The 22,298-nt window shown below is 72.1% G+C and carries 38 protein-coding genes; 3 read left to right on the forward strand and 35 right to left on the reverse strand.

Translation table 11 applies throughout. The annotated features are described in order from the left end of the window. Window positions 1–44: 44 nt before the first annotated feature. From MID12_RS06685 to MID12_RS06800, 24 genes are all read right to left on the reverse strand, one after another. A complete protein-coding gene (locus MID12_RS06685; protein WP_263165398.1) occupies window positions 45–374 on the reverse strand; it encodes a hypothetical protein in 330 nt (109 codons plus the stop codon). A 12-nt stretch (window positions 375–386) separates the two neighbouring features. After that, window positions 387–785 carry a hypothetical protein gene (locus tag MID12_RS06690; protein ID WP_263165399.1) on the reverse strand — a complete coding sequence of 133 codons (399 nt, stop codon included), beginning with the start codon at window positions 783–785 and terminating at the stop codon, window positions 387–389. After that, a complete protein-coding gene (locus MID12_RS06695) occupies window positions 782–1,189 on the reverse strand; it encodes a hypothetical protein (protein WP_263165401.1) in 408 nt (135 codons plus the stop codon). Before MID12_RS06695 ends, MID12_RS06690 begins: the two co-directional genes overlap by 4 nt. Further along, window positions 1,186–1,599: a DUF6093 family protein gene (locus MID12_RS06700; protein ID WP_263165403.1), complete on the reverse strand. Its 414-nt coding sequence runs from the start codon at window positions 1,597–1,599 to the stop codon at window positions 1,186–1,188. The genes MID12_RS06695 and MID12_RS06700 overlap by 4 nt, the downstream gene beginning before the upstream one ends. Next, on the reverse strand, window positions 1,596–2,144 hold the full coding sequence (locus MID12_RS06705; RefSeq protein WP_263165405.1) for a hypothetical protein: 549 nt from the start codon (window positions 2,142–2,144) through the stop codon (window positions 1,596–1,598). Before MID12_RS06705 ends, MID12_RS06700 begins: the two co-directional genes overlap by 4 nt. Before the next feature lies 1 nt (window position 2,145). Next, window positions 2,146–2,658: a hypothetical protein gene (locus MID12_RS06710; protein ID WP_263165406.1), complete on the reverse strand. Its 513-nt coding sequence runs from the start codon at window positions 2,656–2,658 to the stop codon at window positions 2,146–2,148. Between the two features lie 13 nt (window positions 2,659–2,671). After that, window positions 2,672–3,655 (reverse strand): major capsid protein, encoded by a 984-nt coding sequence (locus MID12_RS06715; RefSeq protein WP_263165408.1) that lies wholly within the window; start codon window positions 3,653–3,655, stop codon window positions 2,672–2,674. A 16-nt stretch (window positions 3,656–3,671) separates the two neighbouring features. After that, a complete protein-coding gene (locus tag MID12_RS06720) occupies window positions 3,672–4,400 on the reverse strand; it encodes a hypothetical protein (RefSeq protein ID WP_263165409.1) in 729 nt (242 codons plus the stop codon). 45 nt (window positions 4,401–4,445) lie between these two features. Next, entirely contained in the window at window positions 4,446–5,471 is a 1,026-nt protein-coding gene (locus MID12_RS06725; protein WP_263165410.1) for a hypothetical protein, read from the reverse strand. Then, window positions 5,468–6,928 (reverse strand): phage portal protein, encoded by a 1,461-nt coding sequence (locus tag MID12_RS06730; RefSeq protein ID WP_263165412.1) that lies wholly within the window; start codon window positions 6,926–6,928, stop codon window positions 5,468–5,470. Before MID12_RS06730 ends, MID12_RS06725 begins: the two co-directional genes overlap by 4 nt. A gap of 19 nt (window positions 6,929–6,947) precedes the next feature. Then, a complete protein-coding gene (locus MID12_RS06735; RefSeq protein WP_263165414.1) occupies window positions 6,948–8,561 on the reverse strand; it encodes a terminase TerL endonuclease subunit in 1,614 nt (537 codons plus the stop codon). Beyond that, window positions 8,558–9,007: a hypothetical protein gene (locus tag MID12_RS06740; RefSeq protein WP_263165416.1), complete on the reverse strand. Its 450-nt coding sequence runs from the start codon at window positions 9,005–9,007 to the stop codon at window positions 8,558–8,560. Before MID12_RS06740 ends, MID12_RS06735 begins: the two co-directional genes overlap by 4 nt. Before the next feature lie 182 nt (window positions 9,008–9,189). Further along, window positions 9,190–9,462 carry a hypothetical protein gene (locus MID12_RS06745; RefSeq protein WP_263165417.1) on the reverse strand — a complete coding sequence of 91 codons (273 nt, stop codon included), beginning with the start codon at window positions 9,460–9,462 and terminating at the stop codon, window positions 9,190–9,192. Between the two features lie 35 nt (window positions 9,463–9,497). After that, the gene (locus MID12_RS06750) at window positions 9,498–9,881 is read right to left on the reverse strand and encodes a holin (RefSeq protein WP_263165419.1); all 384 of its coding nucleotides are present in this window, start codon (window positions 9,879–9,881) and stop codon (window positions 9,498–9,500) included. 449 nt (window positions 9,882–10,330) lie between these two features. Next, the gene (locus MID12_RS06755; RefSeq protein ID WP_263165420.1) at window positions 10,331–10,918 is read right to left on the reverse strand and encodes a hypothetical protein; all 588 of its coding nucleotides are present in this window, start codon (window positions 10,916–10,918) and stop codon (window positions 10,331–10,333) included. 69 nt (window positions 10,919–10,987) lie between these two features. Continuing rightward, window positions 10,988–11,140: a hypothetical protein gene (locus MID12_RS06760; protein ID WP_263165421.1), complete on the reverse strand. Its 153-nt coding sequence runs from the start codon at window positions 11,138–11,140 to the stop codon at window positions 10,988–10,990. Window positions 11,141–11,216: 76 nt separating this feature from the next. After that, window positions 11,217–11,459: a hypothetical protein gene (locus MID12_RS06765; RefSeq protein ID WP_263165422.1), complete on the reverse strand. Its 243-nt coding sequence runs from the start codon at window positions 11,457–11,459 to the stop codon at window positions 11,217–11,219. Window positions 11,460–11,533: 74 nt separating this feature from the next. Beyond that, the gene (locus MID12_RS06770; protein WP_263165423.1) at window positions 11,534–12,154 is read right to left on the reverse strand and encodes a hypothetical protein; all 621 of its coding nucleotides are present in this window, start codon (window positions 12,152–12,154) and stop codon (window positions 11,534–11,536) included. Continuing rightward, the gene (locus tag MID12_RS06775) at window positions 12,151–12,651 is read right to left on the reverse strand and encodes a hypothetical protein (RefSeq protein WP_263165424.1); all 501 of its coding nucleotides are present in this window, start codon (window positions 12,649–12,651) and stop codon (window positions 12,151–12,153) included. Before MID12_RS06775 ends, MID12_RS06770 begins: the two co-directional genes overlap by 4 nt. After that, window positions 12,648–13,217 (reverse strand): hypothetical protein, encoded by a 570-nt coding sequence (locus tag MID12_RS06780; protein ID WP_263165425.1) that lies wholly within the window; start codon window positions 13,215–13,217, stop codon window positions 12,648–12,650. The genes MID12_RS06775 and MID12_RS06780 overlap by 4 nt, the downstream gene beginning before the upstream one ends. Next, on the reverse strand, window positions 13,214–13,993 hold the full coding sequence (locus MID12_RS06785; RefSeq protein ID WP_263165426.1) for a helix-turn-helix domain-containing protein: 780 nt from the start codon (window positions 13,991–13,993) through the stop codon (window positions 13,214–13,216). Before MID12_RS06785 ends, MID12_RS06780 begins: the two co-directional genes overlap by 4 nt. A gap of 232 nt (window positions 13,994–14,225) precedes the next feature. Continuing rightward, complete coding sequence (locus tag MID12_RS06790) at window positions 14,226–14,402, reverse strand: hypothetical protein (RefSeq protein ID WP_263165427.1); 177 nt, start codon at window positions 14,400–14,402, stop codon at window positions 14,226–14,228. Beyond that, window positions 14,399–14,569, reverse strand: a complete 171-nt coding sequence (locus MID12_RS06795; RefSeq protein WP_263165429.1) for a hypothetical protein — start codon at window positions 14,567–14,569, stop codon at window positions 14,399–14,401. Before MID12_RS06795 ends, MID12_RS06790 begins: the two co-directional genes overlap by 4 nt. Beyond that, on the reverse strand, window positions 14,566–14,715 hold the full coding sequence (locus tag MID12_RS06800) for a hypothetical protein (protein ID WP_263165430.1): 150 nt from the start codon (window positions 14,713–14,715) through the stop codon (window positions 14,566–14,568). The genes MID12_RS06795 and MID12_RS06800 overlap by 4 nt, the downstream gene beginning before the upstream one ends. Window positions 14,716–14,873: 158 nt before the next feature. Between MID12_RS06800 and MID12_RS06805 the strand changes: the two genes are divergently transcribed. The 3 genes from MID12_RS06805 (at window position 14,874) to MID12_RS06815 (ending at window position 15,918) form a co-directional block, all read left to right on the forward strand. Beyond that, window positions 14,874–15,077 carry a hypothetical protein gene (locus MID12_RS06805; protein WP_263165431.1) on the forward strand — a complete coding sequence of 68 codons (204 nt, stop codon included), beginning with the start codon at window positions 14,874–14,876 and terminating at the stop codon, window positions 15,075–15,077. A gap of 75 nt (window positions 15,078–15,152) precedes the next feature. After that, window positions 15,153–15,491: a DUF6233 domain-containing protein gene (locus tag MID12_RS06810; RefSeq protein WP_263165432.1), complete on the forward strand. Its 339-nt coding sequence runs from the start codon at window positions 15,153–15,155 to the stop codon at window positions 15,489–15,491. A gap of 253 nt (window positions 15,492–15,744) precedes the next feature. Then, window positions 15,745–15,918, forward strand: coding sequence for a hypothetical protein (locus MID12_RS06815; protein WP_263165433.1), 174 nt, complete (start codon window positions 15,745–15,747; stop codon window positions 15,916–15,918). Between the two features lie 64 nt (window positions 15,919–15,982). Here MID12_RS06815 and MID12_RS06820 read toward each other — a convergent pair whose 3' ends face one another. The 11 genes from MID12_RS06820 to MID12_RS06870 form a co-directional block, all read right to left on the reverse strand. Further along, a complete protein-coding gene (locus MID12_RS06820; protein WP_263165434.1) occupies window positions 15,983–16,237 on the reverse strand; it encodes a hypothetical protein in 255 nt (84 codons plus the stop codon). A 70-nt stretch (window positions 16,238–16,307) separates the two neighbouring features. Then, window positions 16,308–17,000 (reverse strand): hypothetical protein, encoded by a 693-nt coding sequence (locus MID12_RS06825; protein ID WP_263165436.1) that lies wholly within the window; start codon window positions 16,998–17,000, stop codon window positions 16,308–16,310. A 66-nt stretch (window positions 17,001–17,066) separates the two neighbouring features. Continuing rightward, the gene (locus MID12_RS06830) at window positions 17,067–17,699 is read right to left on the reverse strand and encodes a hypothetical protein (protein WP_263165437.1); all 633 of its coding nucleotides are present in this window, start codon (window positions 17,697–17,699) and stop codon (window positions 17,067–17,069) included. After that, the gene (locus MID12_RS06835) at window positions 17,699–17,971 is read right to left on the reverse strand and encodes a DUF6011 domain-containing protein (RefSeq protein ID WP_263165438.1); all 273 of its coding nucleotides are present in this window, start codon (window positions 17,969–17,971) and stop codon (window positions 17,699–17,701) included. Before MID12_RS06835 ends, MID12_RS06830 begins: the two co-directional genes overlap by 1 nt. After that, window positions 17,971–19,668: a DNA cytosine methyltransferase gene (locus MID12_RS06840; RefSeq protein WP_263172936.1), complete on the reverse strand. Its 1,698-nt coding sequence runs from the start codon at window positions 19,666–19,668 to the stop codon at window positions 17,971–17,973. The genes MID12_RS06835 and MID12_RS06840 overlap by 1 nt, the downstream gene beginning before the upstream one ends. Next, a complete protein-coding gene (locus tag MID12_RS06845; RefSeq protein ID WP_263165439.1) occupies window positions 19,668–19,853 on the reverse strand; it encodes a hypothetical protein in 186 nt (61 codons plus the stop codon). The genes MID12_RS06840 and MID12_RS06845 overlap by 1 nt, the downstream gene beginning before the upstream one ends. Next, complete coding sequence (locus MID12_RS06850) at window positions 19,850–20,215, reverse strand: hypothetical protein (RefSeq protein WP_263165440.1); 366 nt, start codon at window positions 20,213–20,215, stop codon at window positions 19,850–19,852. Before MID12_RS06850 ends, MID12_RS06845 begins: the two co-directional genes overlap by 4 nt. Further along, the gene (locus MID12_RS06855; protein ID WP_263165441.1) at window positions 20,215–20,547 is read right to left on the reverse strand and encodes a hypothetical protein; all 333 of its coding nucleotides are present in this window, start codon (window positions 20,545–20,547) and stop codon (window positions 20,215–20,217) included. The genes MID12_RS06850 and MID12_RS06855 overlap by 1 nt, the downstream gene beginning before the upstream one ends. Further along, window positions 20,544–20,846, reverse strand: coding sequence for a hypothetical protein (locus MID12_RS06860; protein WP_263165442.1), 303 nt, complete (start codon window positions 20,844–20,846; stop codon window positions 20,544–20,546). The genes MID12_RS06855 and MID12_RS06860 overlap by 4 nt, the downstream gene beginning before the upstream one ends. Next, the gene (locus MID12_RS06865) at window positions 20,843–21,496 is read right to left on the reverse strand and encodes a hypothetical protein (RefSeq protein ID WP_263165444.1); all 654 of its coding nucleotides are present in this window, start codon (window positions 21,494–21,496) and stop codon (window positions 20,843–20,845) included. The genes MID12_RS06860 and MID12_RS06865 overlap by 4 nt, the downstream gene beginning before the upstream one ends. After that, a complete protein-coding gene (locus MID12_RS06870; RefSeq protein ID WP_263165446.1) occupies window positions 21,493–22,290 on the reverse strand; it encodes a helix-turn-helix domain-containing protein in 798 nt (265 codons plus the stop codon). The genes MID12_RS06865 and MID12_RS06870 overlap by 4 nt, the downstream gene beginning before the upstream one ends. Between the last annotated feature and the right edge of the window lie 8 nt (window positions 22,291–22,298).

A 22,298-nucleotide genomic window follows, 5' to 3' on the forward strand; every position in this document is an offset into this window, starting at 1 on the left:
GCCCCGGCCGAGCGGCTCAGGGCTGAGGTGGAAGAGGGAGATGGTCAGATGCGCAGCGAGGCGACCGTGACCGTGGTCGCGGAGCTGTAGCCCACGGCGCACAGGCCGTCCGTCTGGTTCTGGAGCAGGTCCGCGGACAGCGGGCCGATCATCCGCTCCCCGGAGGCCGGCACGGACACGGTCACGTTGCCGACCGCCTGCCCGCGCACCGCCGCGGTCACGGTCAGCGTCACCGTGATCGGGGAGGCGGCACCGTTCTTGACGTGGAGGAAATTGCGGTCGCCGACCTCGCACTTGTCGCCGCCGCCCGCCGCGGTGGCGTAGGAGGGGGCGAGTCCGGCCAGGGACACGGTCTGGGTGGAGAGGGTCGCCATCAGAGGCACTCCTTACTGGGGTACAGACATGAGCCGGTACTGCACCGGCACGAAGAACAAGGGCGGAGTCACGTCGTCGTCGCGCTGCACCGGGGGCCCGCCCAGATCCTCGGGCAGCCAGCACGAGCGCCCGGCGACGACCAGCGGCGCCGCCAGGCCCGAGCGGGCCCGGGCAGCCACCCACAGAGCCCGCTCCACCGTGGTGCCCACGCAGGTGATCTGCATCAGGCTGTCCAGGCCGCCGCGGTCGTCCGCGAGGGACTGGCGCACCGCGGTGCCCGGGTCCGGGTAGAGCACCGCGTACATCGGCCCCGCCTTGTCCGGAGCGCCACCCACGTAGACGGTCAGCCCGACCGTGGTGAGCGCGGCCCGGACCGCGTCCACCACCGGCAGGACATCGGGCACGCTCACGCGAGCCCCCAGGCGAGCCCGCGCTCGGCCGCCAACGCCAACTGCGCCTCGAACCGCGGGAGTTCCACGGCGAGGGCCCGGCCGCCGTCGTTGTGAGGCGGGTTCTTCGCCGAGCCGTACTCCAGGAGGTTGCCGAGCGCGCCCTGCACCCGGCCCTTGTCCGGGCCGATCGTGGCCATGACGATGTCCGGGCCGTAGGGCGCGATGTCGTAGGAGACGCTGCGCGGGTAGTGCCGCGCGTGCCGACCGCTGGTGGATCGCGCGTTGGCCGCCCAGTCCCGCTTGATGTTCTGCGCACCGCGGACCGTCACCGCCCGCGCCGCCTGCCGCGTTCGCGGGACGCTGCGCGCCAAGTGCCGCTCCAGGGCCCGCACTTCACTCATGTCGAACCGCGCGCTGCTCACGTCCGGTCCTCCGTCCTGATCCGCCAGGCTGATGCCGTCCCGGATACCTCGGCGCCGGTCACCCACAAGGTCAGGCCGGGCATCCGCGGGTCCTGCGAGGCCAGCACTTCGACCTGGTCCCCGGGCGCCACCCGCTCCCCGGCAGGGAGTTCGGTGGCGAAGGGCAGGGCGACCTCGTAGTCGAGGAGGCGCACCTCGCGCTCCCCGGCCTGCTCCTCGGTACCCGAGGCCTGCGCCACCGGCCGCACCCGCGCCATGCCCTCGTACAGCACCAGCGGGACGCCCGGCACGGTGGCGCCGGTCTCCCGGTCGAAGGTCTCCGCGCCGGGCCGGAAGAGGCGCACCCGGTCCGACATGAGGTCCTCGTGCGCTGTCCGGCCGCGGGCGAGGAACGCGGCGAGACCGTTCACGACACCCCCCAACTGGCCACCCCGAACGCCTGCCGGATCGTCTCCGTCTCCCCCTGGAGCAGGGAGGCGCGGGCATCCGCGAGGGTTTCGGAGTAGTCATCGATGCTGCGCTGCCGCACCAACTCGGGGTTGAGCAGCGCGCGCTTGACGGCGTCGCAGGCCACCGAGCGGGCGACCTGGTACGGCGGGTCGTCCTCGTCGTAGCCGTGGCTGTACGTGACGGTGACCGGGCCCCACCACACCCGGCCGTCGAGGCGCCACAGGGACTCGCCGCCGTCCCACCGCCACGCCGCCTGGGCGAGCCCGGCCACCGCAGTAACGGCCCGCACCGGGCGCTGGGGCAGCCGCAGCAGCGCCGAGTTCGAGCCCCGCAGCTGGACGGTGTCGGCGTCCACGCGGCTGATCTGCTGGTAGGCGGCGGCCGACCGGATCAAGTGGGAGGCGTCCGCGAGGAGCCGGGTCACCTGGGTCTGTTCGGCGTCGGTGAGGTCCCGGCCGAGGCGCTCGGCGAGGTCCGCGGCCGAGGCGAACGAGCCGAGCGCCATCTCAGCCCCCGTACTTCTTGATCAGCTCGGCCTTGGTCATCTTCTCGACCTCGGCGCGCTCCTCCTCGCTGGTGGCGACGCCCGCGGCGTACTCCCGCCACACGGCCACCGGTTCGGACTGGGGCGGGCGTCCGCCCCCGGCCGGGGCCCCGGCGGGGTGGGGCTCGGCGGCCGGAGCGGTGGGCTGGTGGCCGCCGCCGGGCAGGCCCGGGGCGTACACCTCGGGCCCGTGCGGGTTCGCCTCCCCGGCGTTCACCGGGGGCCGGAAATCGGACGGCAGCGGGTCGACCGCGGCGTCCCGGACCGGGGAGCCGACCACCTGCGTGGTCACCTCGCGCGGGTCCGGCACGGTGGGCTGCTCCCGCTCGGGCGGATCGCCGTCGATGCCGTACCCGGCCGCCTCGCAGTAGGCGAGGACCGCCGGGTCGTCCGACTCGGCCGTGCCGTCCTGGAACATGACCCCGGCCGGGCCGGGGCCGCTGTAGCCGGGGACGGGGGTGGTGATGCGTGCCATGGGTCGTCTCCGATCAGCGAACGAGGAGGTTGCGCAGGACGGCCGCGCTCTTGGTGGCCTTGAGGACGACCGCGGCCGGGCCGAGTTCGACCTCGCCGGTCTTGACCGCGCCCGCGGTGGTGAAGTCGGGCATCCAGGTCTGCACCAGCGGGGCACCGGCCATCGAGACGCCGTGGAAGCCGTCCAGACCGAACCGCACGGCGTAGATGTCCGTGTAGTTGCCCGCGACGGTGGCCACGGTCTTGCTCGTGGTCGGGATCACCGGGTTGTTCGAACCGGCCTTGGCGCCGAGGTCGATGAAGGGGATGCCCCGGTAGGTCTCCACCTGCGAGCCGAAGTCCGCGCTCGTGGACCGGTCGAAGTATCCGGCCCTCCGTGCGAGGGAGCGGATACGGGCGATGGAGTCGATGTTGCCGAGGATCGCGGTGGGGGTGCCGTCCAGCGTGGCCAGCCAGGCGTCGAGCATGTCGAGCGCGTCGTTGGCCTTGCCGAGGTCCGCGCCGATCGTGGCGCCCCGCCAGTCGGTGGACACGCCCACGCCCATCTCCGTCGTGGAGGAGGTGAGGCTCTTGCTCAGGCCGTCGAAGCCGTTGGTGTCCACCGCGGAGTCACCGTTGACCACGGCGTCGTTGAACTTCGCGTTCGTCGCCTTGATCTTCTGCCGCATCTGCAGAGTGGTCTCCGCCGCGGCAGCGACCCGGTTCAGGATCCGGTCGATCTGGAACGAGCCGCCGAGGGGCTTGAGGTCGACGGTGTAGCGCGCCTTGGTGACCTCGGCCGGGGTGTACTCGGAGTTGATCGCGCGGAACGCGGCATCGGCCTGCGAGGTCAGCCGGGTGTAGCCGTAGGTCATGGTGGCCCCGGCACCGGCCTGGTTCACCACGTCGTCGAAGGTCAGAGTCTGGAGGAGGAAGTTGTTCTTGGCGAACTCATCGATCACGTTCACGTCGATGTCGTCCGTCGCGTTCAGCTTCGCCTGAGCGAGCGTCACGGGCATGTCTGGCTCCTAGGGTTCAGCCGCCGGACTTCCCGGCGAACTTGGCCGCGACCGCCTCATCGAGGCTGGACGCGGTCTTCTTCGTCTTCTTGCGGGCGCCGCTGTCGGCGTCGCCCTGGAACCGCCGGCCGCTGCTGTCCTTCGCGGACTGCGCGGCCAGGTAGGGCTCGTCTTCCAGGAGTTCATCGATCAGCTCGCCGATCGCGTCCCGGTCGGGGCGGCCCTTGTCGTTCTCTCCGACCTCGGAGAGGTCCAGCAGGCGCGCGGCGAGCTGGGGGTTGGCGAGGCGTCCGGCCGCCGCGGCGATGGCGGCGGACTCGACTCGCTCGTTCCACACCTCGGCGCGTGCTTCGGCGCGGGCCTGCTCGCGGATTGCCTCCGCGTCGTCCCCGTCACCGTCCTTGCCGTCCTTCGCGGACGACTTGGTGTCCTTGCCCCCGGCGTCGGACTGGCGCAGGCGCGCCTTGAGCTGCCGGTTCTCGCGGCGCAGCTCCCGCAGCGCCTTCTTGCCCTTGTCGCCGAGGGCGTCCTCGTCGGCGTCCCCGTCGTCCTTGCCGCCCTCGCCGTCCTCGGCGTCGTCGTCGCCGGTGCCGTCGTCTCCCGCGCCGTCGTCGCCGCCGTCGTCACCGGCCCCGGCGTCCGAGTCGCCGCCATCGGCGTACAGCACGAACGGGCTGGTGTAGGGGTGCGACCACCCGGCGCCGGTCACGGCAGCGAGCAGGCGGGTACGGGGGTACTTGAGCATCGCGCTCTCCAGGGGTCGGCGGGCGGCCTCGCGCCGCTCGCTGGGTCATTGCAGGTAGCCGAAGCGCCGCAGCATGCGGATCGCCTCGTCCCGGCTCGCCGCGAGCCGGTAGATCTCCTCCGGCATCAGCCGGGGCGTACGGAGCCGGAACTGCGGCAGCCCCCGGCCGACTTCGGTGCGGTCGCGGGCGAACCGGATCCCGGTGCGCTCCTCGGTACGGGCCCGCTCCCGCCGGTAGAACTCGCCGCGCCGGGTGGTGCCCTCACGGGTGGCCTGCACCCGGCGCCCGTAGGCGGTCATCGTCTGCATGCCGCGGCGGACGTTGACGACCTGCGCCATGTCCGCCCCGTCGCGGATCGCCCGCGCCCCCGCCACCCCGAACACCCGCTCCTGCTCCGCCCGGCCGAGGCCACGGAAGTAGGCGTCCGGATCGACGAAGCCGCGGTTCTGGTTGCGGGCGATGAGGGTGGTCGGCAGGTGGATGCAGTCGCACTTGGGGTGCCGCTGGAAGCCCTTGTTCCAGCCGTACTCGCGTCCGGCGAGGATGATGCACCGCGCACAGGCCGGGGGCTGCACCACCCGCACGTACCCCTGGATCGTGCGGCGGCCCGCCATCGCCGTGCCGGTCGCGCCCCGCCCGGCGTCCGCCACCTGCGTCGCCGTGATCCGCAGCGCCGACGCCAGCGCCCCGCGAGCCGCATCGTCCACCGACTGCCCCGCGGCCATACGCGTCTTCCACTCGATGACCGGCCGGTACAGCAGCGACACCAGCGGGCGCCCATCCGAAGCGATCCCGCCGAACGCCGCGGGCACCACCCGCCCCACCGACGCCCCGCCCGCGCCCTCCGCCTCGGCGACCGCCGCCACGTAGGGATCCGCGAGCGCCGCGGCCTGCACCTGCGCCTCGGTCACCGCCGCGACGAGCAGCGGCGCCACCTCGCTCCACGAGCCGCTGATCCGGCCCCCGTCGATCCGCCGCCACAACGCCTGAACCCGCGCGACGGCCCGGGCGGTGAGTGCCTGCTGCTGCGCGTAGTGCGCCAGCGCCAGGCTCCGGGTCTCCTCGCTCATACCGGCGCCCCTGCGGACTCCGGCACGTCCTCCTCGGCCTCATCGTCCGGCTCCTCGCCGGGCGCCGGGAAGGCGAGCGCGCGGGCCGCACGGTCGGCATCCTGCTCCAGCATCCGCTCCATGCGGCCGATCTGCGTTGGGGTGTACCCGGCGTCCTCCATCAGCTGCCGCCACGGCACGCCCAAGGCCTTCTTCTTCAGGACCGCGTCGATGTGCTGCGCCTCGGTGCGGTACTCCACATCCCGCCAGATCGTCTCCGCGAGGGGGTTGCGGCCCCGCTTCTCGTCGCCCTTGACCAGGAAGCCAAGGCGCATGACCTCTTCCCAGTCCTCGCCGAGGAACATCGTCTTGTCCCGGCACTTCGAGGCCAGCGCCGCATCCGCGACGGTCAGGCCGTCCGCGGAGACGTTCTGCACCTTCCCCATGAAGTACGTGGGCGGGGTCCGGCTGAGCGCCGCCATGTGCTCGGTCAACAGGGTGATCCCGGCGACGAAGTTGGACAGGTCCGCGGCCTCGAAGTTGCCGAAACGGGCCTGCGGGTTGCTCGCCCGCAGCATCTTGTTCACGGCCAGGCGCCACAGCTCCGGGTCATCGATCTCCTGCCCCGTCAGCGGGTCCTTCGGCAGGTCGATGCCGGTGCCCCAGCGGGCCGGGAACGCGCCCGCCTCGCTCGCGGTGAGCATGTCGGCGATCAGCTTGTTCAGCGCGCCCTGGATCGGGATGACCTGCCGGTGCTCCGGCGTCGGCTCATCCGTCAACCGGGGCCGGTTGCGCAGCTCCACCATCGGCACCCGGCCGAGGGGATTGTCGATGCGCAGCTGCGTCGGCGCGTCCCCGCGGGCCTGCCACCGTTCCAGCGCCAGCGAGGACGGCAGCACCAGCCCGGACGGGGCCAGCGCGCGCCGCCACTTCCACAGCTCATCGGGCAGGTAGAGGGTCGCGTACTCGTAGCCGTCGTCCCCGGCGAACCGCTTCAGCGCGGCCTTGCGCTTGCGGCGAGAGCCCGGCTCGTAGGCCACGATGCACTGGGTGGCATCCTCCACCGTGATCTCCGGCTCGACCTCGTCGGCGTCGGGATCCGCAGCCCACACCAGCACGAAGCTGCGGGCCTTCACCGAGGCTTCGGTGTGCGCCACCCTCGACCAGGCGTCCATGTTCGAGGACTGCCAGATCCGCTGCGCGTCCTTGTCGGCCGCGGGCGGATCGTCCTCGTCGCCGGTCCCGAACCGGAAGCCCACCGGGGTCAGCCGCTCGGCCGGGGCGTCGCACACCACCTCACACCAGTTGTCCGCGAAGTGCTCGAAGAGCCCGCCGAACGCCTGCCGGAACCGGTCGCTCGCGAAGCCGAGATTGTGGATGCCCTTGTAGAAGTTGTTCCACAGGGTGATCTCGGCCTGTCGCCGGTCCAACTCCTGCTCCAGGACGGAGGTGATGCGGAGGGCTTCCTGCGCGGACACGGGCACGGGGCACCTCCGGTCAGTAGGCGGAAAAGGAACTGGAGACCGCCGCGGCGGCCAGCTTGAGCGCGTCCGCGCGAGCCTCCACGGCCAGCGCCGCCGTCACCGCGCTGTCGATCTTCCGGTCATGGGACGGCTTCGTGATCGCGATACCGCTCGGCCGCCGCTCGGGCTTCGCGTTGCCGACATGCTCGGCCATCGTCGGATTGCCGTCGTGGGTGATCTCCCCGGCCAGCACCGACGTCTTCAGCCGGTCCAGAGCCGGGCACATCCGGGTCGCGACCCGGGTCTCGAAGATGAGGAAGCGCTCCTCGCCGAACTCGGCCGCCCAGTCGTCGCACTCGTCCCGCCAGTCCGGCGGGTCCCCGTAGGCTCGCTCGACCTTGTACGTCGCGAAGACGTGCGACATGCCGGCCCGGACCTCGGCCCGCGGCACCCGCCAGGAGTCCGGGTCTCCGTCGTCCCACTTCGTCCAGATCATCGGACGCCCGTCCAGGAACGTCGGCGTGAACACGTAGCCGTCCGAGAGGCGGCAGCACGTGATCGCCGTGCAGTCGTCGTGGTCGGAGCCGTCGAAGCCGACCGTGACCCGCTCCCCGAGCTCGACCTGCTGCGGCAGCGCGCACCGCTCCCACAGATGCCGGGACAGCCACGTCTCGCTGAGGCTCACCGGCAGGTTGAGGAAGTACCGGCGGAACTTCGCCCGGTCCTGCGTCGGCTTGTGCGCCAACGTCACCATGCGGTCCAGGTCCATGTGCGCCGCGAACGGGCCGTAGGCCTGCATCAGGCCGCGCTTCAGCTCAGCCGGGTCCTCATAGGCCTCCTCTTCCAGCAGCGTCGCCGGGGCCGCCTTGTGGTCGAAGTACAGCCGTGGCGCCTTCTTCGCCTTCGCGTTGCGGTGGGTGCGCTCGGCAATCGAGTCCTCGCCGATCGCGTACATCGTGCTGGTCTGGAGGAACCAGGGCTCGGCGGCCTTGCGCTTCATCGTGTTCCGCTCGACCGTCTCGTACATGTCCCGCAGCTCCGGCAGCACGTACAGGTGCGTCTCGTCCGCGACGCTGAAGCTCTCCTTGCCGCCGTCCTTCGCCGCCGAACTGGCCGTAGACGGACGGATCTCCCCGCCGTCCGGCAGGAACACCCGCGTCGAGGACTGCCAGTCGTTCCCGATGTCCACCCCGGGATAGTCCTCAGCCAAGCGCTCGGAGTGGGACAGCATGTAGGTGACGTTGGCGTAGGTGTTCCCCGCCTGCGTCTCCTCGGTGGCCAGGCACCGGATGAAGGGGTACGTCACCGGCCGGCCGACCGGCTCCCCGGCCTCGTACTCGTAGCCCCAGTCCGAGACCTCCCCGGCCTCCGCCCAGTGGTCGAAGCGCACCGGCGCCAGCGCCTCGGCGACCACGACCATCCCGGCAACCTCGGACTTCGCCCGGCCCTTCGCCCGAGACAGCATCGCCTCATCGAACCGGCGCCGCCCCTGCCCGTCGATCGCGTAGACGCACGCGAGGAACCGCAGCATCTCCGCATCGAGTTCGATCTCCTGGCCCTGGACGTCACCGGGCCCGTGCGGCAGGTAGTACTCGATCCAGTCCGCGAGGGCGTAGCCGAGGGAACGGCGGACGCCCGGCGTCCTCATTCCTCACCGACCGCCCGGAGCCGCTTACGCGGGTCGCCCTTGCCCTGCCGGGCTGCCGCCCGCTCGGCCGCCCTCTCCGAGCCCCTACCGACCTCCGGATGCCCCAGGGACCAGCGCAGCCTCGCACGGTCCGCCGGAAGCGCCCCGATCGCCGCCTCGTTCAGGCGGATCTCGGAGAGCAACTCCTTCGACGGCTCCTCGAAGTACTTCTCGACCAGCTCGGCCAGCATGTGCAACCTCTGCCAGTCCGTGGCCAGGAACGTCGCCGCCTGCGGCGAGGACCGCCACGTCTCGTACCAGCCCAGCGTGCGCGTGTCGTAGTCGTGCCCGCCCGGCAGATCCGGCGACGGGCCGCAGAAGCCGTTCGCGGGCAGCACCGTGCCCGCCACCGGGTCCGCATTCCGGCGCCGCGCGTTGCCGCTGGGCGGCGGTCCACTACCGGCCATGGTGTCCTCCAGGTGCGCCGTCGCGGCGCCTCGGGCCCGGCCGTCGCGGCACGGGCAAGGGGGTAACAGCAGGTCACCGACAGGGGGTCGCCAGACCCGTACACGCCGCGAGCCACCTCCCCGGCGGTCCCTGGCGCTGCGGCCTTGGGGGGCTCCCCCCGGGGGTTGGTGACTGGGGGTGACTATGCGTGGGGTGGTGTGCCGAGTTGGTCGGGGTCGAGGCCGAACTCGGCGAGGGCCCGGGTGAGTCGGGTGGTGCGGGTGGTGGTGAGGGCCTGGTGCTGGTGCTGGGGGTCGAGCTGGTGGCGGCCCTGCTTGTCCAGGACGAAGGCGCGGTACTCGATGACCGTGTGGTTGCCATGGGGGCGGATGGTGATGGGTTGTTGAGCGATCTGCCGTGGGTCGAGGCCGTTGGCGACGGCCCAGGTGCACAGCGCGTCTCTGTGCGTCTTCATGTCGGCTGGTGTGATGACCGTGCGCTTGGGCTGGCTCACCGGTTCCACCCTCCGGGCTGTTGGGTTGCGGTGTGGCTGCTGTGGCAGCGCTGGCAGAGGCCGCGGCCGTGGGTTGGGTCGTTGGGGTCGAGGCCGTGGTCGATCAGCTCGCGTCTGCTGAGGGGCCAGTGGTCTGCGTGGAGGGAGGGTTGGCCACAGGGTGCGGTGTGGCCGTGGCCTTCGGTGGTGCACACGCAGGTGGGGTTGCGGGCGAGGACTGCGGGTCGGAACTGCTGCTCGTGTTCGCGTCCGTATCCGCGCTGCCGTGCGGTGCCGCGTTGCTGTTCGGCGGCGGCTCGGTGGGTGGGGCAGCGGCCGGAGGGGGTGAGCTGGGGGCAGCCGGGGACGGAGCAGACGGTGAGTGCACGCCTTCTGGCCACGCGGTCACCCCCTCAGCTCTACGCTTTCCCCACAAGTGGAGGGGGTTGGTCATGGCTGGTCGGTCGGATGCTGCGGCGGGTGTGGTGGCCGCGGGTGTGGTGTTGGTGCTGGTGGCGGTGTGGTCGCGGATGTGGTGGCTGCTGTTGCCGGCCGCGTGCTTGGTTGTGGGGGCGGTGGCGGCGACTGCTCGTCAGCGTCGGTTGGGGCCGGATCCCGAGGTGACGTTGAGGCCGGGTGGTGTGGGTCGACCGTGGCGTCGGGGGGAGTGATCCGCGCGGGGCAGTGCGCCAGCAGCAACCCCTTGTGAGGTGGGTTGGCCCCGCGCGGAGGTCTGGGTACGGCAACGGCCCCCTGCCTTGTGGCGGGGGGCCGTTGTGTGGGTGTGTGTCCGGGCATGCCGGAAGCGGCACCAGTGTGGGGCATGATCGCCCCGAACGCAACTACGTGCTCAGAAGTTGCCGTTCGCCATCAGCTCGCCGTCCTTGTCGTACACGGTGACGAGCCCGTTGTCCGAGTCCTTCCAGTCTGCGAACGCAGAGGCGAGGATCTTCGCCTTGCCCTGGTTGGGGCTCATGATGCCGCCGGACCAGTCGGTGTAGACGTCGGCGGAGTCCATGATGTCGTTCCGCTCGTCGGCGCCCTGGACCTTGGTGACGTGGGCGACGGCGGTCTTCTCGGCGGGGGTGCCGTTCTTGGTCACGAAGGCCTTGAACTGGTCGGCCTGCGAGCCCTTGTCCACGGGCTTCTTGACGGGCTTGTCTGCGGGCTTGGCGTCCGCCTTCTCCGCTTCGGCTGGCTTCTCGGCGGGCTTCTGCGCCGCTGCCGCGGGCTTGTCGTTGGCCTTGCTGTCGTCGGTCGAGTCGCTTCCGCCGCTGGCTACTGCGGCGATGACGATGATGCCGACGAATCCGCCGACGATGCCGAGGGCGATCTTCTTGCCCTTGCCCTTCTTCGGGGGCTGCGGCATGGGGGCGCCCCAGGCTTGGGGCTGCTGGGGCGGGGTTCCCCACGGCTGCTGGTGCGGCTGCTGGCTCATGTGGCCGTCCTTCGGTTTTTGTGTGGCGATGATGTGACGAAGGTGTGGGGGGAATGGTTGTACGTCGGGTCAGGGCTTCTTGGGAAGGGGGCGCGCGGGGGCGGCTTCCGGGCGGATCCAGCCGCCGCGCTTCGGGTCGTATTCGGTGCGGCTGCGTTCCTCCTGCTCGGGGGTGAGGGTCTTCTTCAGGGCGGCGATGGAGAGGGACTTGGGCAGTGCCACGATGGGGCTCCTGTCTCCTGGTTGGGGATGGGTGTCCGGGGCGGCCGGTAGCTGGCAGGCGCGGGCCGCCCCGGGATCAGACGTCGTCGCGGCGGAGGTAATCCGCCTGCGCGGCGAGCCGGTTGGACTCCTTGATGCGGGCCTCGATGTCGGCCAGGTCGTCGGGGTCCGCTCCGTCGAGGACGGCGCTGGCCTCGTCGTAGATGTCCTTGGCGAGACGGAGCTTCTGGGCGCGGGCGTAGGACTCGCGGGCGCGGGCGGTGCTGGCCTCTGCGCGCCGGTTCGCGGCGTCGGTCAGGTAGGAGCTGAGCCGTTTCATGGGTGCCTCCAGGGCTGTAGACGGGGTGTAGATCTGCCGGTAGATGGCTGTAGATGGGCCTGTAGATGTGCAGGTCAGGTGGCTGTAGACGGGGCTGTAGATGCCGCACCGGTCTCGGCCGGGGAAGGGGCCGTGACGGATTCCCGGCGGACCCCGCGGGTGGGGTTCTCTCCGGGTAGCCGGAGCTGCTTCTCGACGGGGATACCGAGGGCCTCCAGGCGGACCCTCAGGTCGGCCACCGTCCAGCCCCCGGCGTGGCCCTCGGACTGGAGGTGCGCGAGGACCTCTCGCAGGTGGACTCCGGGGCGGTCTCCGATGAGGTCGGAGAGGAGCTGCCGGACGGCGTCCGGGTCGCCCTCCGGGGGGGCCTTCTCCTCGGGCTGAGGGAGGGTCTTCGCGGCGCGGCGGGCGAGGCGGGCGGCGGCGATGATCCAGGCCGCCGCGAGGAACCACAGAAGGCCGGGCAGCGCGCGCACGATAGAGGCCGCGACGTAGGCGACGAGGAGCAGCAGGGCCAGGCGCACCCGACGGCCGGTGCGGCGACGGGAGTTGGCCTGCTGCTCGTCGGCGTCGGGGTGGTAGTCCCCGTTGCGCCCGTCGCGGACTCTGCTCTCGAGGGTGCCAGTGAGGAGGCGTGCGAGCAGCTCGCTGCCGGTGGCGACCCGGAGTACGAGGCGGACCAGGCGGCGCTTCACAGCAGGCCCCCGGACTCCGCGGTGGTGCGCACCACGTCACCGATCTGGTTGACCAGCGGGACCAGCCAGGCGAGGGCTCCGGCGATTCCGGCGGTGGCGGGGAGGGTGGCGCCGCAGAACGCCCCGCCGAGCATCCTGCGTTTGTCCTGCTTGCCTGCGGCGCGGAGGGTGACGACGGCGAGGACGAACAGCAGGAAGACCACGACGGCGCCCTCCGGGGTGAGCGCGCCGACGCTGCTGCCGTTCAGGGAGTCGCCCGCGTTCTGGCCGGTGGTGCCGGAGACGCCCTTGTCGCCGCCGCGGTTGGCGCCGGAGACGGCCATGTAGGCGCCCCAGCCGAGGAGCCCGCCGCAGGCCAGGGCGAGGGCGCCCATGGTGAAGCCGCCGCCGAACGGGATGAGCGTCTTGGGGTCGCGGCCGGGGCTCTTCCACCACGTCCGGAGGTTGAGCAGGAGGATCGCGAGGGCGAGCGCGAGGCCGGCCAGGGTGAGGTTCATCGGGTGACTCCGGTGACGAGGGTGATGGGGTCGAACCAGTCGAGGGCGCCGAAGCCTCCGACGAGGGTGGTGATGGTGAGGGCGCGGGGTAGCCAGCGGCCGGTGCGGTGGTCGAGGAAGCCGGTGGTCAGGACGGCGATTCCGGCGAGGAGGTAGGCGGCGCCGATGGTCGCCTCGGTGCGGCAGTCGGCCATGGCTGCGGACCAGAGGGTGGCTGCGGACTCCCCGCTGAAGAGGGGGAGGAGCGCGGCGGTGGCGGCGGTGAGGGTCTGCCACGGGCGGAGCTGCGGCTCGATGAGGTCGCGGATCCGCTGCCAGAGGCCGGGCTCGGGCTCCGGTTCGGGGGCCTTCTGCTCGATGGTGACGTGGACGTGCATCGGCGGTGGTGGCCCTGCGGGCGTGGGGACGACCTCGCGGGGCTCGGCCGGGCGCCGGGGCGGGGGCGGCGGGTCGCCCCACCACGGCGGTCGCTCGCCCGGCTGCGGGGGCCGGGCCGGGAGCGGCGCGCCCGCGGGGATGATCCGGGACGGGGTGATGGGACGGGGCTCGTCGGGCATGGTGCTCACCCGGCCGAGGCTGCGACGGGCAGCGTCTCGGGGTCGTACATCGCGCCGCGCATCGGGTCCACGAACGCGGCCCGGATCTTGCCGCGGGACGCCCAGGTGCGCACGGTTGAGACGGCGATGCCGTAGCGGGACGCGACCTGGGACGTGGTGAGGAATGCCCCCGTCTCAGGTGCGACAGGGCGGGATGCCTCGGCGGTGGCGGCGACGATCGGGAGGAGCGGGGCTCCGGCGGGTGCCGTCCCGGGCCACGACGGTGCGACGGGGGCCGTCTCGATGGCGGGTCGGGGCGCCGCGGCGGGCAGCGTGGTGGTGGGACGGACGGGGGTGGCGGCGAGGTGGAGCAGGTGGCCGAACACCAGCGGCGGGACGCAGCTCACCACGACGACGAGCCAGGCCGGGGGGTGCGGTGTCGCGGACCAGTGCCCGGTGACGAACAGGTGGCTGACGGGCTGTGCGGCCATGGCGGCGGTGAGGGAGACGGCGGCGCCGACGATGGCGCTGACGCGTCCCGGTGTCCCCTTGGGCCGGTTGGAGGCGACGGATGCGGCGATGCCCGCGTAGGCGGCGAGGACGGCGGCCATGCCCCAGGCGAGACGGTCGTCCCATCCAGCGAGCCGGGCGAGGTGGTGCTCGCCGGGGGCGCACATGATCAGGACGACGACGGCGACGACGGGTCGGCCGCCGTTGGTGAACCCGCGGACCCACCAGGGGGTGTTGGGACGGGGGTGGGACGGCAGGTGGGACGGGCGTCGCAGGAGGCGCGTGAGGTTGAGCATCAGATGCCGCCCCGGCCGAGGAGGAAGGCGAGCAGGAGGAACGGCCAGACGATGGCGAGGGCGTAGAGGAAACGCACGGCGGTCTCCGAAGGTGGGGCCGAGCCCCCGCGGGGGGATGGGCGGGGGCCCGGCGGTCAGTGGGTGATGGGCGGGCCGGGCGCCGGGGCGGGGGTCCCGGCGGGGGCGCAGGCTGCGAAGAGCAGCGCGGCGAGGAGCGCGAGGAGGGCGGTCTTCACTGGCCGTTCGCCGCCCAGGCCTGTCCGGCGCGTGCGGCCCGGGTGGCGCCGCGGCGGTGGTGCTGTTCGCGGCGGAGGCGGGCGGCCCGGTCCGACGCGGACTCGCGGCCGGCGTACCGAGTGGCGGCCAACTCGCGGTCGCGGCCGGGCAGGAGCCAGGCGAGCGCCTTCACCGGAGGTTCCCTGCGTTCTCGGCGGCGGCCATGCGGGTCTCGGCGAGGGCGGTGTGTGCGGCGCCGGTCTGGTCGCGGGCGGCGTAGTCGGCAGCGCAGGCCTCCAGCGTGGCGGGCTCGGAGAGGATCGGGTTCGGCCGGAGCTGCTCCGGCTGGTCCTGGCTCACTGGGTGCTCGGCGTGATGTTGAGGCCGAGCTGAAGGCGATCCCGGCGGGTGATGGACGCGCCGTTCTCGTCGGCGCGTTCGGCCAGTTCGGCGGCCAGCTGGGCGCGGCGGGCGCGGCAGCGGGGGCAGTAGGTGAGTTCGTGCATGGCGGTGCCTCCGTTTCTGGAACGGGAGTTGGCACCTCGTCTTGCGTGAGGTGTAGCTACACCTTAGGCTCGGGTGTAGCTACACCGCAAGTGGTGTGGCCGATCTGGAGGAGGAGAGCGCATTGCCGTCTGTAGCTACACGCGGATACGGTTCGCGCATGCCGAACGCACCGAAGACCCCTGCTCGTCAGATGCGGATCGGCGACGAGTGGTACGACTTCGACGCGGCAGCCAAGGCGCAGGGCACCGACCGAGCCTCCGTGATCCGGGAGTTCATCGCCTGGTACCTGCGGGAGCCGGGCGCGAAGATGCCCGCTCGCCCGGAGCGCGAGGCCTGGAAGCGTCCACCTGGAGACGAGTAGCCGCCGATCCACCGATGCCCCCGCCGCGGCGGGGGCATCGCGCTGTCCGGGCCCGCCCGCGATACGGTCGAACACATGTCCGATACCACGCCCTCGCGTCTCGACCTGCTGCGCTTCCTGGAGCGCGTGCAGCTCGCCGACCTGGAGCGGACGCGTCGGTGGATCGCGGATGAGGAGCGGCGTGCCGCCGAGCGGGCCCGCGGTGCTGCCGCTCGGCCCCCAGCGCCGGACTGGACGATCGAGATGTCACTCGGTGGCCGACATCCCGTCGCCGTGCATGTCGGCGGTTGTCACATGGCGGGGAAGCGACCGCGCAGGGTCGACCGCGGGGAGGCGCTTCGCGCGCTCGCCGAGGGGGTCGAGGCGTGCACGCATTGCCGCCCGGACGGAGAGCTTGGCTTCGTGGACGGTTGAGGTCAGGCCAAAGCTCACATCGAGTCCGAAGTCCCCGGTTATCGGATCGGTAAAGAGGGGCTGTTCCCCCTTTTCCCTGTGGTGGGTCCTCCGCTCTTCTGGATCACGAGCCGATCGGTCCGCTCACCACGACATAGTGACGGACCGTAGGATCACGATCACAGTCTTGGCATATGCCAGGAGAGTATGCGCCGGGCCCGGCTTTCTGAGGGCAACGGGCCCGACGCCTGACCTGAACCTTGGAGGACAGATCATGTCCAGTCTGCCATCGGCAGCTTCTCCCGCCCAGGACCCGCCGCCCCCGACGGTGGCTGTGGCCCTGGCTACCGGCTACGTGGGCGGGTATCTCGCCGCGGCGCAGGACGTCGGCTTCGGGGCCCTGGTCGCTGCTGCGGCCGGGGCGGTCGCCTGGCTCACGCGGCGGTAGACGCAGCGGTGCCCCGCCCTTCCCGTGAGGGCGGGGCACCCTGCCGAACTCGATTGACGTGCGCTCACAGGCCGTCGGTGTTCAGAGCGCCGAGGTACTTGCGCAGGAACCGGCGGGTCTCGTCATCGGACGCCTCGCCCTCGTTGCTGGATCGGCTGTCGGCCCACGAGGTATTGCTGCTCACCCGGATGTAAAGGCGCCCGCCGGTGATTCGGTAGCGCCGTTCCTCGGTGTAGTTGCGGCTTCGGTAGGTGGTGGTCGTCTCGAACCCGTCGTTCTGGTCGAGGAGTTGCTGCCGGACGGTCGCGGTCAAGCGCATGGAGTTTCTCCAGGCATGTGGTGGTTGGGCTCGCGCATGCGAGACGTGTGACGTGCGCGGTTGGTTGTGTTCAGGCGGCCACGCCTTGCTCCGTCCATGTCGCACCGCACTGACGGCAGTGGGCGGTGGGGGTGTTGCCGGAGCCGCCGCGGATGGTGATGCGTCCGCCGCAGGCGCACGGCCGGTCCAACTCGCGCTGCTGGGCGCCGAGGTCGAGGGCGTGTTCGAGGCGCTGGGCGGCGCCGCGGGCGACGACGGCAATGTGCTGCTGCTGGGGGGTGGTGAGGGGCTGGAACGGGCCGGGGCCGCCTTCCACCCGTGCGGCGAGCCAGAGGGCGGCGTGGGGGGCGGTGGGCCGGGGGCCGGTCCAGGCCCAGCGCCGGGGGTCATTGCGGTCCTGCGCGACGAGGAGCGCGCGGCGGTGCCGGTCGGCGGCCGGGTAGCCCTCGGGGAGGTGGCTCATGACGGGGCGTTGCACGCTGCTGGCGATCTGGTCGGCGCAGTGCAGGAGGGCGGCGGTGATGGTGTGCATGGTGTCGAGGATGTCGATGCGGAGGGGCGGCCGGGTGGCACCGATTTGTGCGGGGTCGCGTTCGAGGTGGCGGAGTCCGGCGATCTCGTGGGCGTCGTGCTGGTCGAGTTCGCGGAGGTAGGTGCGGAGTTGGGTGGGGGGCCAGGTGGTGACGGTGTGGGTGCCGAGGGTGTCGGCGAGGTCGTCCCAGTGGGTGGCGACGAGGGTGAGGTGCTCGGTGGTGCGGTTCATGGTGGCTCCCCTGTGGTGCGGTGGTGTCGGCGGCGCGAGGGGCCCGCGGTGGGGCGCGGGCCCGGGTCAGTGCGGCTGCTGCTCGGCGCGGGCAGCTCGCCCGCGCAGAGCGGTGAGGTCCCGCTGCTGCTGGGCCATGACCGCGCGCTCCCTCTCCCGGTCGGCGAGCACCTCCTCCAGGCGGCGGCTGTTGAGGTCGAGGGCGCGGGCGAGCCGGGCCCGCTCGGCGTACAGGGCGTCCAGCTGCGGGTCGGTGATGGTGGACGCGGTGGGCCGGGGCTCGGCCTGCTGCGCCTCGACGGCCGCGGGCGGGCTGTCGAACGCGGCCCCGTACATCACCTCCAGCTCGTGGCGCAGGCGCTCGTTCTCGGCGCGCAGTTCCTTCTCTGCGTCCCAGCTCTCGCCGAGCGCGCGGGCCTCCCGCTGGGAGGCCTCGCGGTAGTGCGCGGTCATCTTCTGCTCGTGCAGCCAGCTCTCTCTCGCGTGCGTCAGCTCGACGCGCAGCCGCTCGACGCTCTCCTCGCCGGTCTGCGGGTCGATGCCGTCGGCCACCTCCCGCAGCAGCAAGGCGAGTTGGTGTACGGGGAGGCGCAGCGCGGTGTCGGCGTCGGCCAGGAACTCGCGGGCGGGCACCCGGTCGCCGGTCGCGGCGGCGAGCGCACGGGCCACCAGAACCCGGGGCTGTGGGGTATCGGTCATCAGAGGCTCCAGAGGGTGGGTTGCAGGTCGACGAGGGGCAGTTCGGTCTGGCCGGGTACGCCGTCGGTGCGGGGTGCGGGGATGGTGGCGCGGCGTGGCGGGGGCGTGAGGCGGCGTGCGCAGCGCGGGCCGTAGCCGCGGGCCCGGGAGGCGGGATCGGCGAGCACGCGTCCGCACAGCCCGCACCGCGGTGCCGTCAGGCGGCCGGGCGGCGGGTCGCCGGGGAGGCGCTCGTCCCGGATGCCGTAGGGGTGGGTCCGCAGGGTCCGCATCAGGCGGCCTCGGCCGTCGCACCGACGCCTTCGTGCCGGGACAGCTGCTCGCCGGTGACGGCCTCCACGAGAGCGCAGACGAGGACTTCGGCAGCGTTCGGGGTGACGGCGTTGCCGTACTGGCGGACCTTCTCCCGCTTGTTCCCGAGCACGACATAGCTGTCGGCGAAGGACATCGCCCGGCCGATCTCGTGCGGCTCCAGCATCCGGAACAGCACGTCGTCGATGTCGACTTCACCACGGACAAGGGCGTACCGGTCGCGGGTGGTGAGCGCGCCGATCGGCTCGTTCACGGACCGGGGGGCGCCGTTGCCGTAGTACGGGATGAGCATGTGCTCCCAGGTGAGCAGCGATTGGTGTCCCGCCGTGGTCATCGTCCGGAAGGGTTCGGCTGGCGAGGTGCAGTGCTCGCCACCGTCGCCCCTGGAGCCGTTGTTTCGCATGACCATCGCTGCCGGGGCGACGAGTCCGTGATGGTTCCCGGACGCGGTGACGGTGGCGAGGGACTCGGTGACCGGGCGGGCCATGGAGCCGCCACCTCGGAGTTCGGCGATGAACGGGAGCCAGGCCAGGCCGGTCTCGTTGCGCGTCGTCATCGTGCGAAGTGGTCCGTGCGCGGTCGCGGCGTCCTTCCCGTCGCGGCCCTCGACGGGGACCATGAGCGGCGGCACCATCAGGGCGTCGTTCTCGCGGGTGGTGCGGGCGGCCATCGGCTCGCCGACCGATACGGCCGCGTCCCGCCAGGTGCCGCCGGCCGGGACCATCATCGGCACCGGGCGGGCGAACTTCTTCAGTCCGGCCTCGATCCGCTTCAGGGTCTTGTCGGCGAGGGGCCTGGCCCGGTCGCCGATCCGCTGACCGGGGATGGACCAGTCGATCGCCGCGGCGGCGGCCAACGCCTCCGGCTCGACGACCTGGTTGCGGCAGGAAGTGTTCGGGCAGCGGTAGACGTACTGCTGTCGGTAGCGGCCCATGTCCCGCTTCGGGTCCTTGAACACCTGCATGGCCTGTACGTGCTTGTCGCAGCCGGAGCACCAGGCGCGCGGCCTCAGCCACTTGTCCCAGTCCGGCGTCCGGCCGAGGGATTCGTGCCAGTAGCCGACGTACAGCCGGTCCCGGGACTGCGGCGCCGCGTGCACCGACCGCGGGTTCGCGTGCATCGAGTTGAGCGCGATGATCCGGGTGCGGTAGCCGAGCTTGTGGATCTCGCCGATCCACCGGTCCCACTGGTCCCAGGCGCGGACGTCGGTGACGTTCTCGACGATGCCGGCCTTCACCAGCCCACCGCGCTCCTGCACGCCCCGCAGGTACAGCGGCACCTCCTCCATCAGCGCGCGGGACTCTTCCTCGGCGGACGGCTCGTCGTCTTCGTCGGTCGCGGCCAGGAGGTCAAGGAGGCTGCCCTGCATGGCGCTGGTGAAGTCCCGCTTCTTGCCCTTCGCGACGGACCAGTTCGTGCACTCCGGGGACGCCCAGAAGATGTCGGTGACGGGCCAGTCCCACACCGGGGCCTTGCGGATGTCGCCCTGGTAGTGGCTGGTGGCGGGGAAGTTCGCGGCGTGGGACTCGATGGCCAGCTTCCAGTGGTTCGCGGCCCGCTCCACCCGGACACCGGGCACGGCGTGCACGCCCTGGGAGGAGCCGCCGGCCCCGCAGAACCAGTCCATCAGGGTGAGTTCGTCGTCATGGCGGTACATCACGCGGCCTCCCGGGGCGCGGCGGTGGCGGGTGCGGGTACGAGGGCGTAGCCGCTGGAGGCGAGGTACATGGCCGCGTACTCGGCCTGCACTCGCGGGGTGGACTCATCGGGCGGGGTGAGCAGCCGGTGGTCCTCGAGGGCGGCGGCGATGACCGCGATCGCCGCCTCCGGGATGGGGTTCACGCTGCCTCCCGGTGTGCCGGGCGGCGCTGTGCGGCTATCTCCCGGCCGCGCGGGGTCAACTCCCAGATGGCGAGGCGGTGGCCCTTGGTGGCGGTGCTGGTGGAGGGGACGTGGCGGCCGGTGTGGGCGATGATCCCGGCGGAGCGGAGGCTGTTGAGGGCGGCGCCGAGGTAACCGTGCCCCTGCTCGGGCAGGACGTCCCGGAGCTGGTTGGCGCTGAACTCGGCATGGGCGAGACCGAAGGCGTACGCGGCCTGTTCGACCAGGAACCGGTCCCAGGTGGACGCAGCGGTGATGTCGGCGAGGGTGAGGTCGCGGTCGGCGGCGGCGAGACGCTCAGCCGGGGTGAGGCGGCGGGCCATCAGGCACCCCCTTCGGCCTGCTGGGTGGCCGCGGCGATGCCGTCGCACGTGGCGCGGTCGGCTTCCTGGCGGGCAGCGATGCGGGCGTTGTTGGCGCAGGCCCTGAAGAAGAAGTCGGCCGCGGCGTTGTCTTCGGGGTCGCCGGGATCGTTCTCTTCGCGCTGCTTCTCCGTGCTCCAGCAGCGGGTGCAGAGCAGGGGCTGCTTGTCGCGCTCGCACCACTCGCAGGTGATGCCGGTGATGTGCATGTCGTGCTCGGGCTCGTAGAGGAACAGCGGGCGGGTCTGGTGGCAGTGGTCGCAGCGGGCTTCGAGGGGCTGGGCGGTGGTCATGCGGCTTTCCTCTCGGTCTCGGTGGTGCGGCGTTGGGCTTCGGTGACGATGGCGGTGAGGCGGGCGGCCAGGGGGCTGTTGTTGATGGCGCCGGTGGCGTCGCGGGCGGGCGGTACGCGGCCGGTCCATGTGCGGAGGCCGAGGTCGGCGACCTGCTGCATGAGGTCGGGGTGGCGGCGGACGGCGGCGAGGTTGGCCGCGGCGCGTTGGTGGCCGAGGGCTTGCTGCTGGCGGAGGAACGGGCCGAGGTCGCCCTGCTCGCGCATCTGGTGGATGTCGGCTTCGGTGACCTCGCTCACGGCTGCTCCTCGGTGGCGAGGGCGCGGGCGGAGGCGGCACGGCGGGCGTCGATGTCGGCGGGGGTGTCGCTCACGGACGGCAGACCGGCAGCAGCACGGCGGCGGGCACCGTGCGGCGGGCGCTGGCGGCGCAGGCTGCCCTTGCAGGGGCGGCCGATGGGGGCGCCGCAGGCGGGGCAGATCACGCCGAGCGGGCCGTGCGCCCGCGGCACCGGGGCGTCCTCGGACGGCGCCGGCGGCATCGGCCAGTTGCCGCCGAGGACTTCGGCCATCGTCGGGCCGGGCAGTGCCGGGCGGTCGATGGCGGGCGGCCGGTGGCCGTCCGCGACGGCGGCACGCTGCTGCTTCAGCGCGGCGAGGTACACCGCGGGTTGGTCGTCGCCGGGGACGGGCTCGTACCGGAAGCCGGTCAGGCGCTCGTCGCGGATCTGCTGGCGGAGGGTGCGGACGTCGTGGGGCTGGATCCACAGGCGCTCGCCGGGCCGGGCAGGCGGGGTGCCGTAGTAGCGGGCGACCGCGGCGAGGGAGTCGGCGTCGGCGGGGATGTCGGGGAGGGCGGCGGACCATGCGGTCGCGGCGGCTTCGGACGGCTGCCGGTTGTCGAACGCCGAGGCGTGCAGCAGCAGCCGGGCGGCTTCGGTCGGGGTCACTGGGAAGTCTCCTTGGCTTCGAGAGCAGCGATGAGGGCGGCGTGGCCGGCAACGCGGGCGTCTGTGCCGGTGAGTTGCTGGCCGGTCGGCAGGGCGATGACGTTGCTGGCGGGGCGGCGGAGTTCGGAGAGGGCGAACTGCAACGTGCCGCCGGTGACGGGCTTGGAGAGGTCGCCGAGGCGGCACAGGGCGGACCACAGGTCTGCTGGGTCGAGTCCGTTGCGGAGGGCGTCGGCGATGGCTCGGCGGACGCTGCTCTTCCCCTGGGCGGTGTTGCGGCCGTACTGCTCCCACCACTTGGCGGTGAGGGTGTCGGCGGGCTCGGGTTCGCGGGGGGTAGGGGGGTTGGTTCCTTGACGGTTCTCTTGATGGTTCTTAGAGGGTTCGTAGGAACTCTGTTCCGGGTTTCGGTCGCAGAGTTCCGGGTTTCCGGTCTCAAAGTTCCGGGTTTCCGGAACAGAGTTCCGCGTTTCTGGGGGTGAAACCCGGTCCAGAGTTCCGGGTTTACCGTCGGAAACCCGGTCGAGAGTTCCGGGTTTCGGGACGATGCGGTACCGGTTCACCCGGTGGCGCCCACCCCCCGACTCGACCTCCAGCTCCCCCAGCGCGACCAGCTCGGCGATGCACTTCCGCACCGCCCGCGGGGTCAGCCGGGTCCGCTCGGCGATGTCGTCGTGAGAGGGCCACGCCCGGCCCTGGTCGTCGGCCCGGTCCGCGAGCGCGAGCATGACCAGCCGCGCCCCGTTACGGGACTCGGACCGGGACCACACCCAGTTGGTGACCTTGATGCTCACAAGCTCTT

This window comes from Streptomyces sp. SCSIO ZS0520, from assembly GCF_025643355.1.
GTDB classification, from domain to species: domain Bacteria; phylum Actinomycetota; class Actinomycetes; order Streptomycetales; family Streptomycetaceae; genus Streptomyces; species Streptomyces physcomitrii.

Bases quoted from the DNA above. Each gene is read 5' to 3' on its own strand.
- MID12_RS06825 (WP_263165436.1), bottom strand. From the start codon at position 17,000: ATGAACCGCACCACCGAGCACCTCACCCTCGTCGCCACCCACTGGGAC.
- MID12_RS06755 (WP_263165420.1), bottom strand. From the start codon at position 10,918: ATGAGCCAGCAGCCGCACCAGCAGCCGTGGGGAACCCCGCCCCAGCAG.
- MID12_RS06710 (WP_263165406.1), bottom strand. From the start codon at position 2,658: ATGGCACGCATCACCACCCCCGTCCCCGGCTACAGCGGCCCCGGCCCG.
- MID12_RS06810 (WP_263165432.1), top strand. From the start codon at position 15,153: ATGTCCGATACCACGCCCTCGCGTCTCGACCTGCTGCGCTTCCTGGAG.
- MID12_RS06830 (WP_263165437.1), bottom strand. From the start codon at position 17,699: ATGACCGATACCCCACAGCCCCGGGTTCTGGTGGCCCGTGCGCTCGCC.
- MID12_RS06735 (WP_263165414.1), bottom strand. From the start codon at position 8,561: ATGAGGACGCCGGGCGTCCGCCGTTCCCTCGGCTACGCCCTCGCGGAC.
- MID12_RS06855 (WP_263165441.1), bottom strand. From the start codon at position 20,547: ATGACCACCGCCCAGCCCCTCGAAGCCCGCTGCGACCACTGCCACCAG.
- MID12_RS06805 (WP_263165431.1), top strand. From the start codon at position 14,874: ATGCCGAACGCACCGAAGACCCCTGCTCGTCAGATGCGGATCGGCGAC.
- MID12_RS06715 (WP_263165408.1), bottom strand. From the start codon at position 3,655: ATGCCCGTGACGCTCGCTCAGGCGAAGCTGAACGCGACGGACGACATC.
- MID12_RS06775 (WP_263165424.1), bottom strand. From the start codon at position 12,651: ATGAACCTCACCCTGGCCGGCCTCGCGCTCGCCCTCGCGATCCTCCTG.
- MID12_RS06705 (WP_263165405.1), bottom strand. From the start codon at position 2,144: ATGGCGCTCGGCTCGTTCGCCTCGGCCGCGGACCTCGCCGAGCGCCTC.
- MID12_RS06725 (WP_263165410.1), bottom strand. From the start codon at position 5,471: ATGAGCGAGGAGACCCGGAGCCTGGCGCTGGCGCACTACGCGCAGCAG.
- MID12_RS06850 (WP_263165440.1), bottom strand. From the start codon at position 20,215: ATGGCCCGCCGCCTCACCCCGGCTGAGCGTCTCGCCGCCGCCGACCGC.
- MID12_RS06835 (WP_263165438.1), bottom strand. From the start codon at position 17,971: ATGCGGACCCTGCGGACCCACCCCTACGGCATCCGGGACGAGCGCCTC.
- MID12_RS06785 (WP_263165426.1), bottom strand. From the start codon at position 13,993: ATGCTCAACCTCACGCGCCTCCTGCGACGCCCGTCCCACCTGCCGTCC.
- MID12_RS06820 (WP_263165434.1), bottom strand. From the start codon at position 16,237: ATGCGCTTGACCGCGACCGTCCGGCAGCAACTCCTCGACCAGAACGAC.
- MID12_RS06740 (WP_263165416.1), bottom strand. From the start codon at position 9,007: ATGGCCGGTAGTGGACCGCCGCCCAGCGGCAACGCGCGGCGCCGGAAT.
- MID12_RS06840 (WP_263172936.1), bottom strand. From the start codon at position 19,668: ATGTACCGCCATGACGACGAACTCACCCTGATGGACTGGTTCTGCGGG.
- MID12_RS06745 (WP_263165417.1), bottom strand. From the start codon at position 9,462: ATGAAGACGCACAGAGACGCGCTGTGCACCTGGGCCGTCGCCAACGGC.
- MID12_RS06685 (WP_263165398.1), bottom strand. From the start codon at position 374: ATGGCGACCCTCTCCACCCAGACCGTGTCCCTGGCCGGACTCGCCCCC.
- MID12_RS06765 (WP_263165422.1), bottom strand. From the start codon at position 11,459: ATGAAACGGCTCAGCTCCTACCTGACCGACGCCGCGAACCGGCGCGCA.
- MID12_RS06815 (WP_263165433.1), top strand. From the start codon at position 15,745: ATGTCCAGTCTGCCATCGGCAGCTTCTCCCGCCCAGGACCCGCCGCCC.
- MID12_RS06720 (WP_263165409.1), bottom strand. From the start codon at position 4,400: ATGCTCAAGTACCCCCGTACCCGCCTGCTCGCTGCCGTGACCGGCGCC.
- MID12_RS06800 (WP_263165430.1), bottom strand. From the start codon at position 14,715: ATGCACGAACTCACCTACTGCCCCCGCTGCCGCGCCCGCCGCGCCCAG.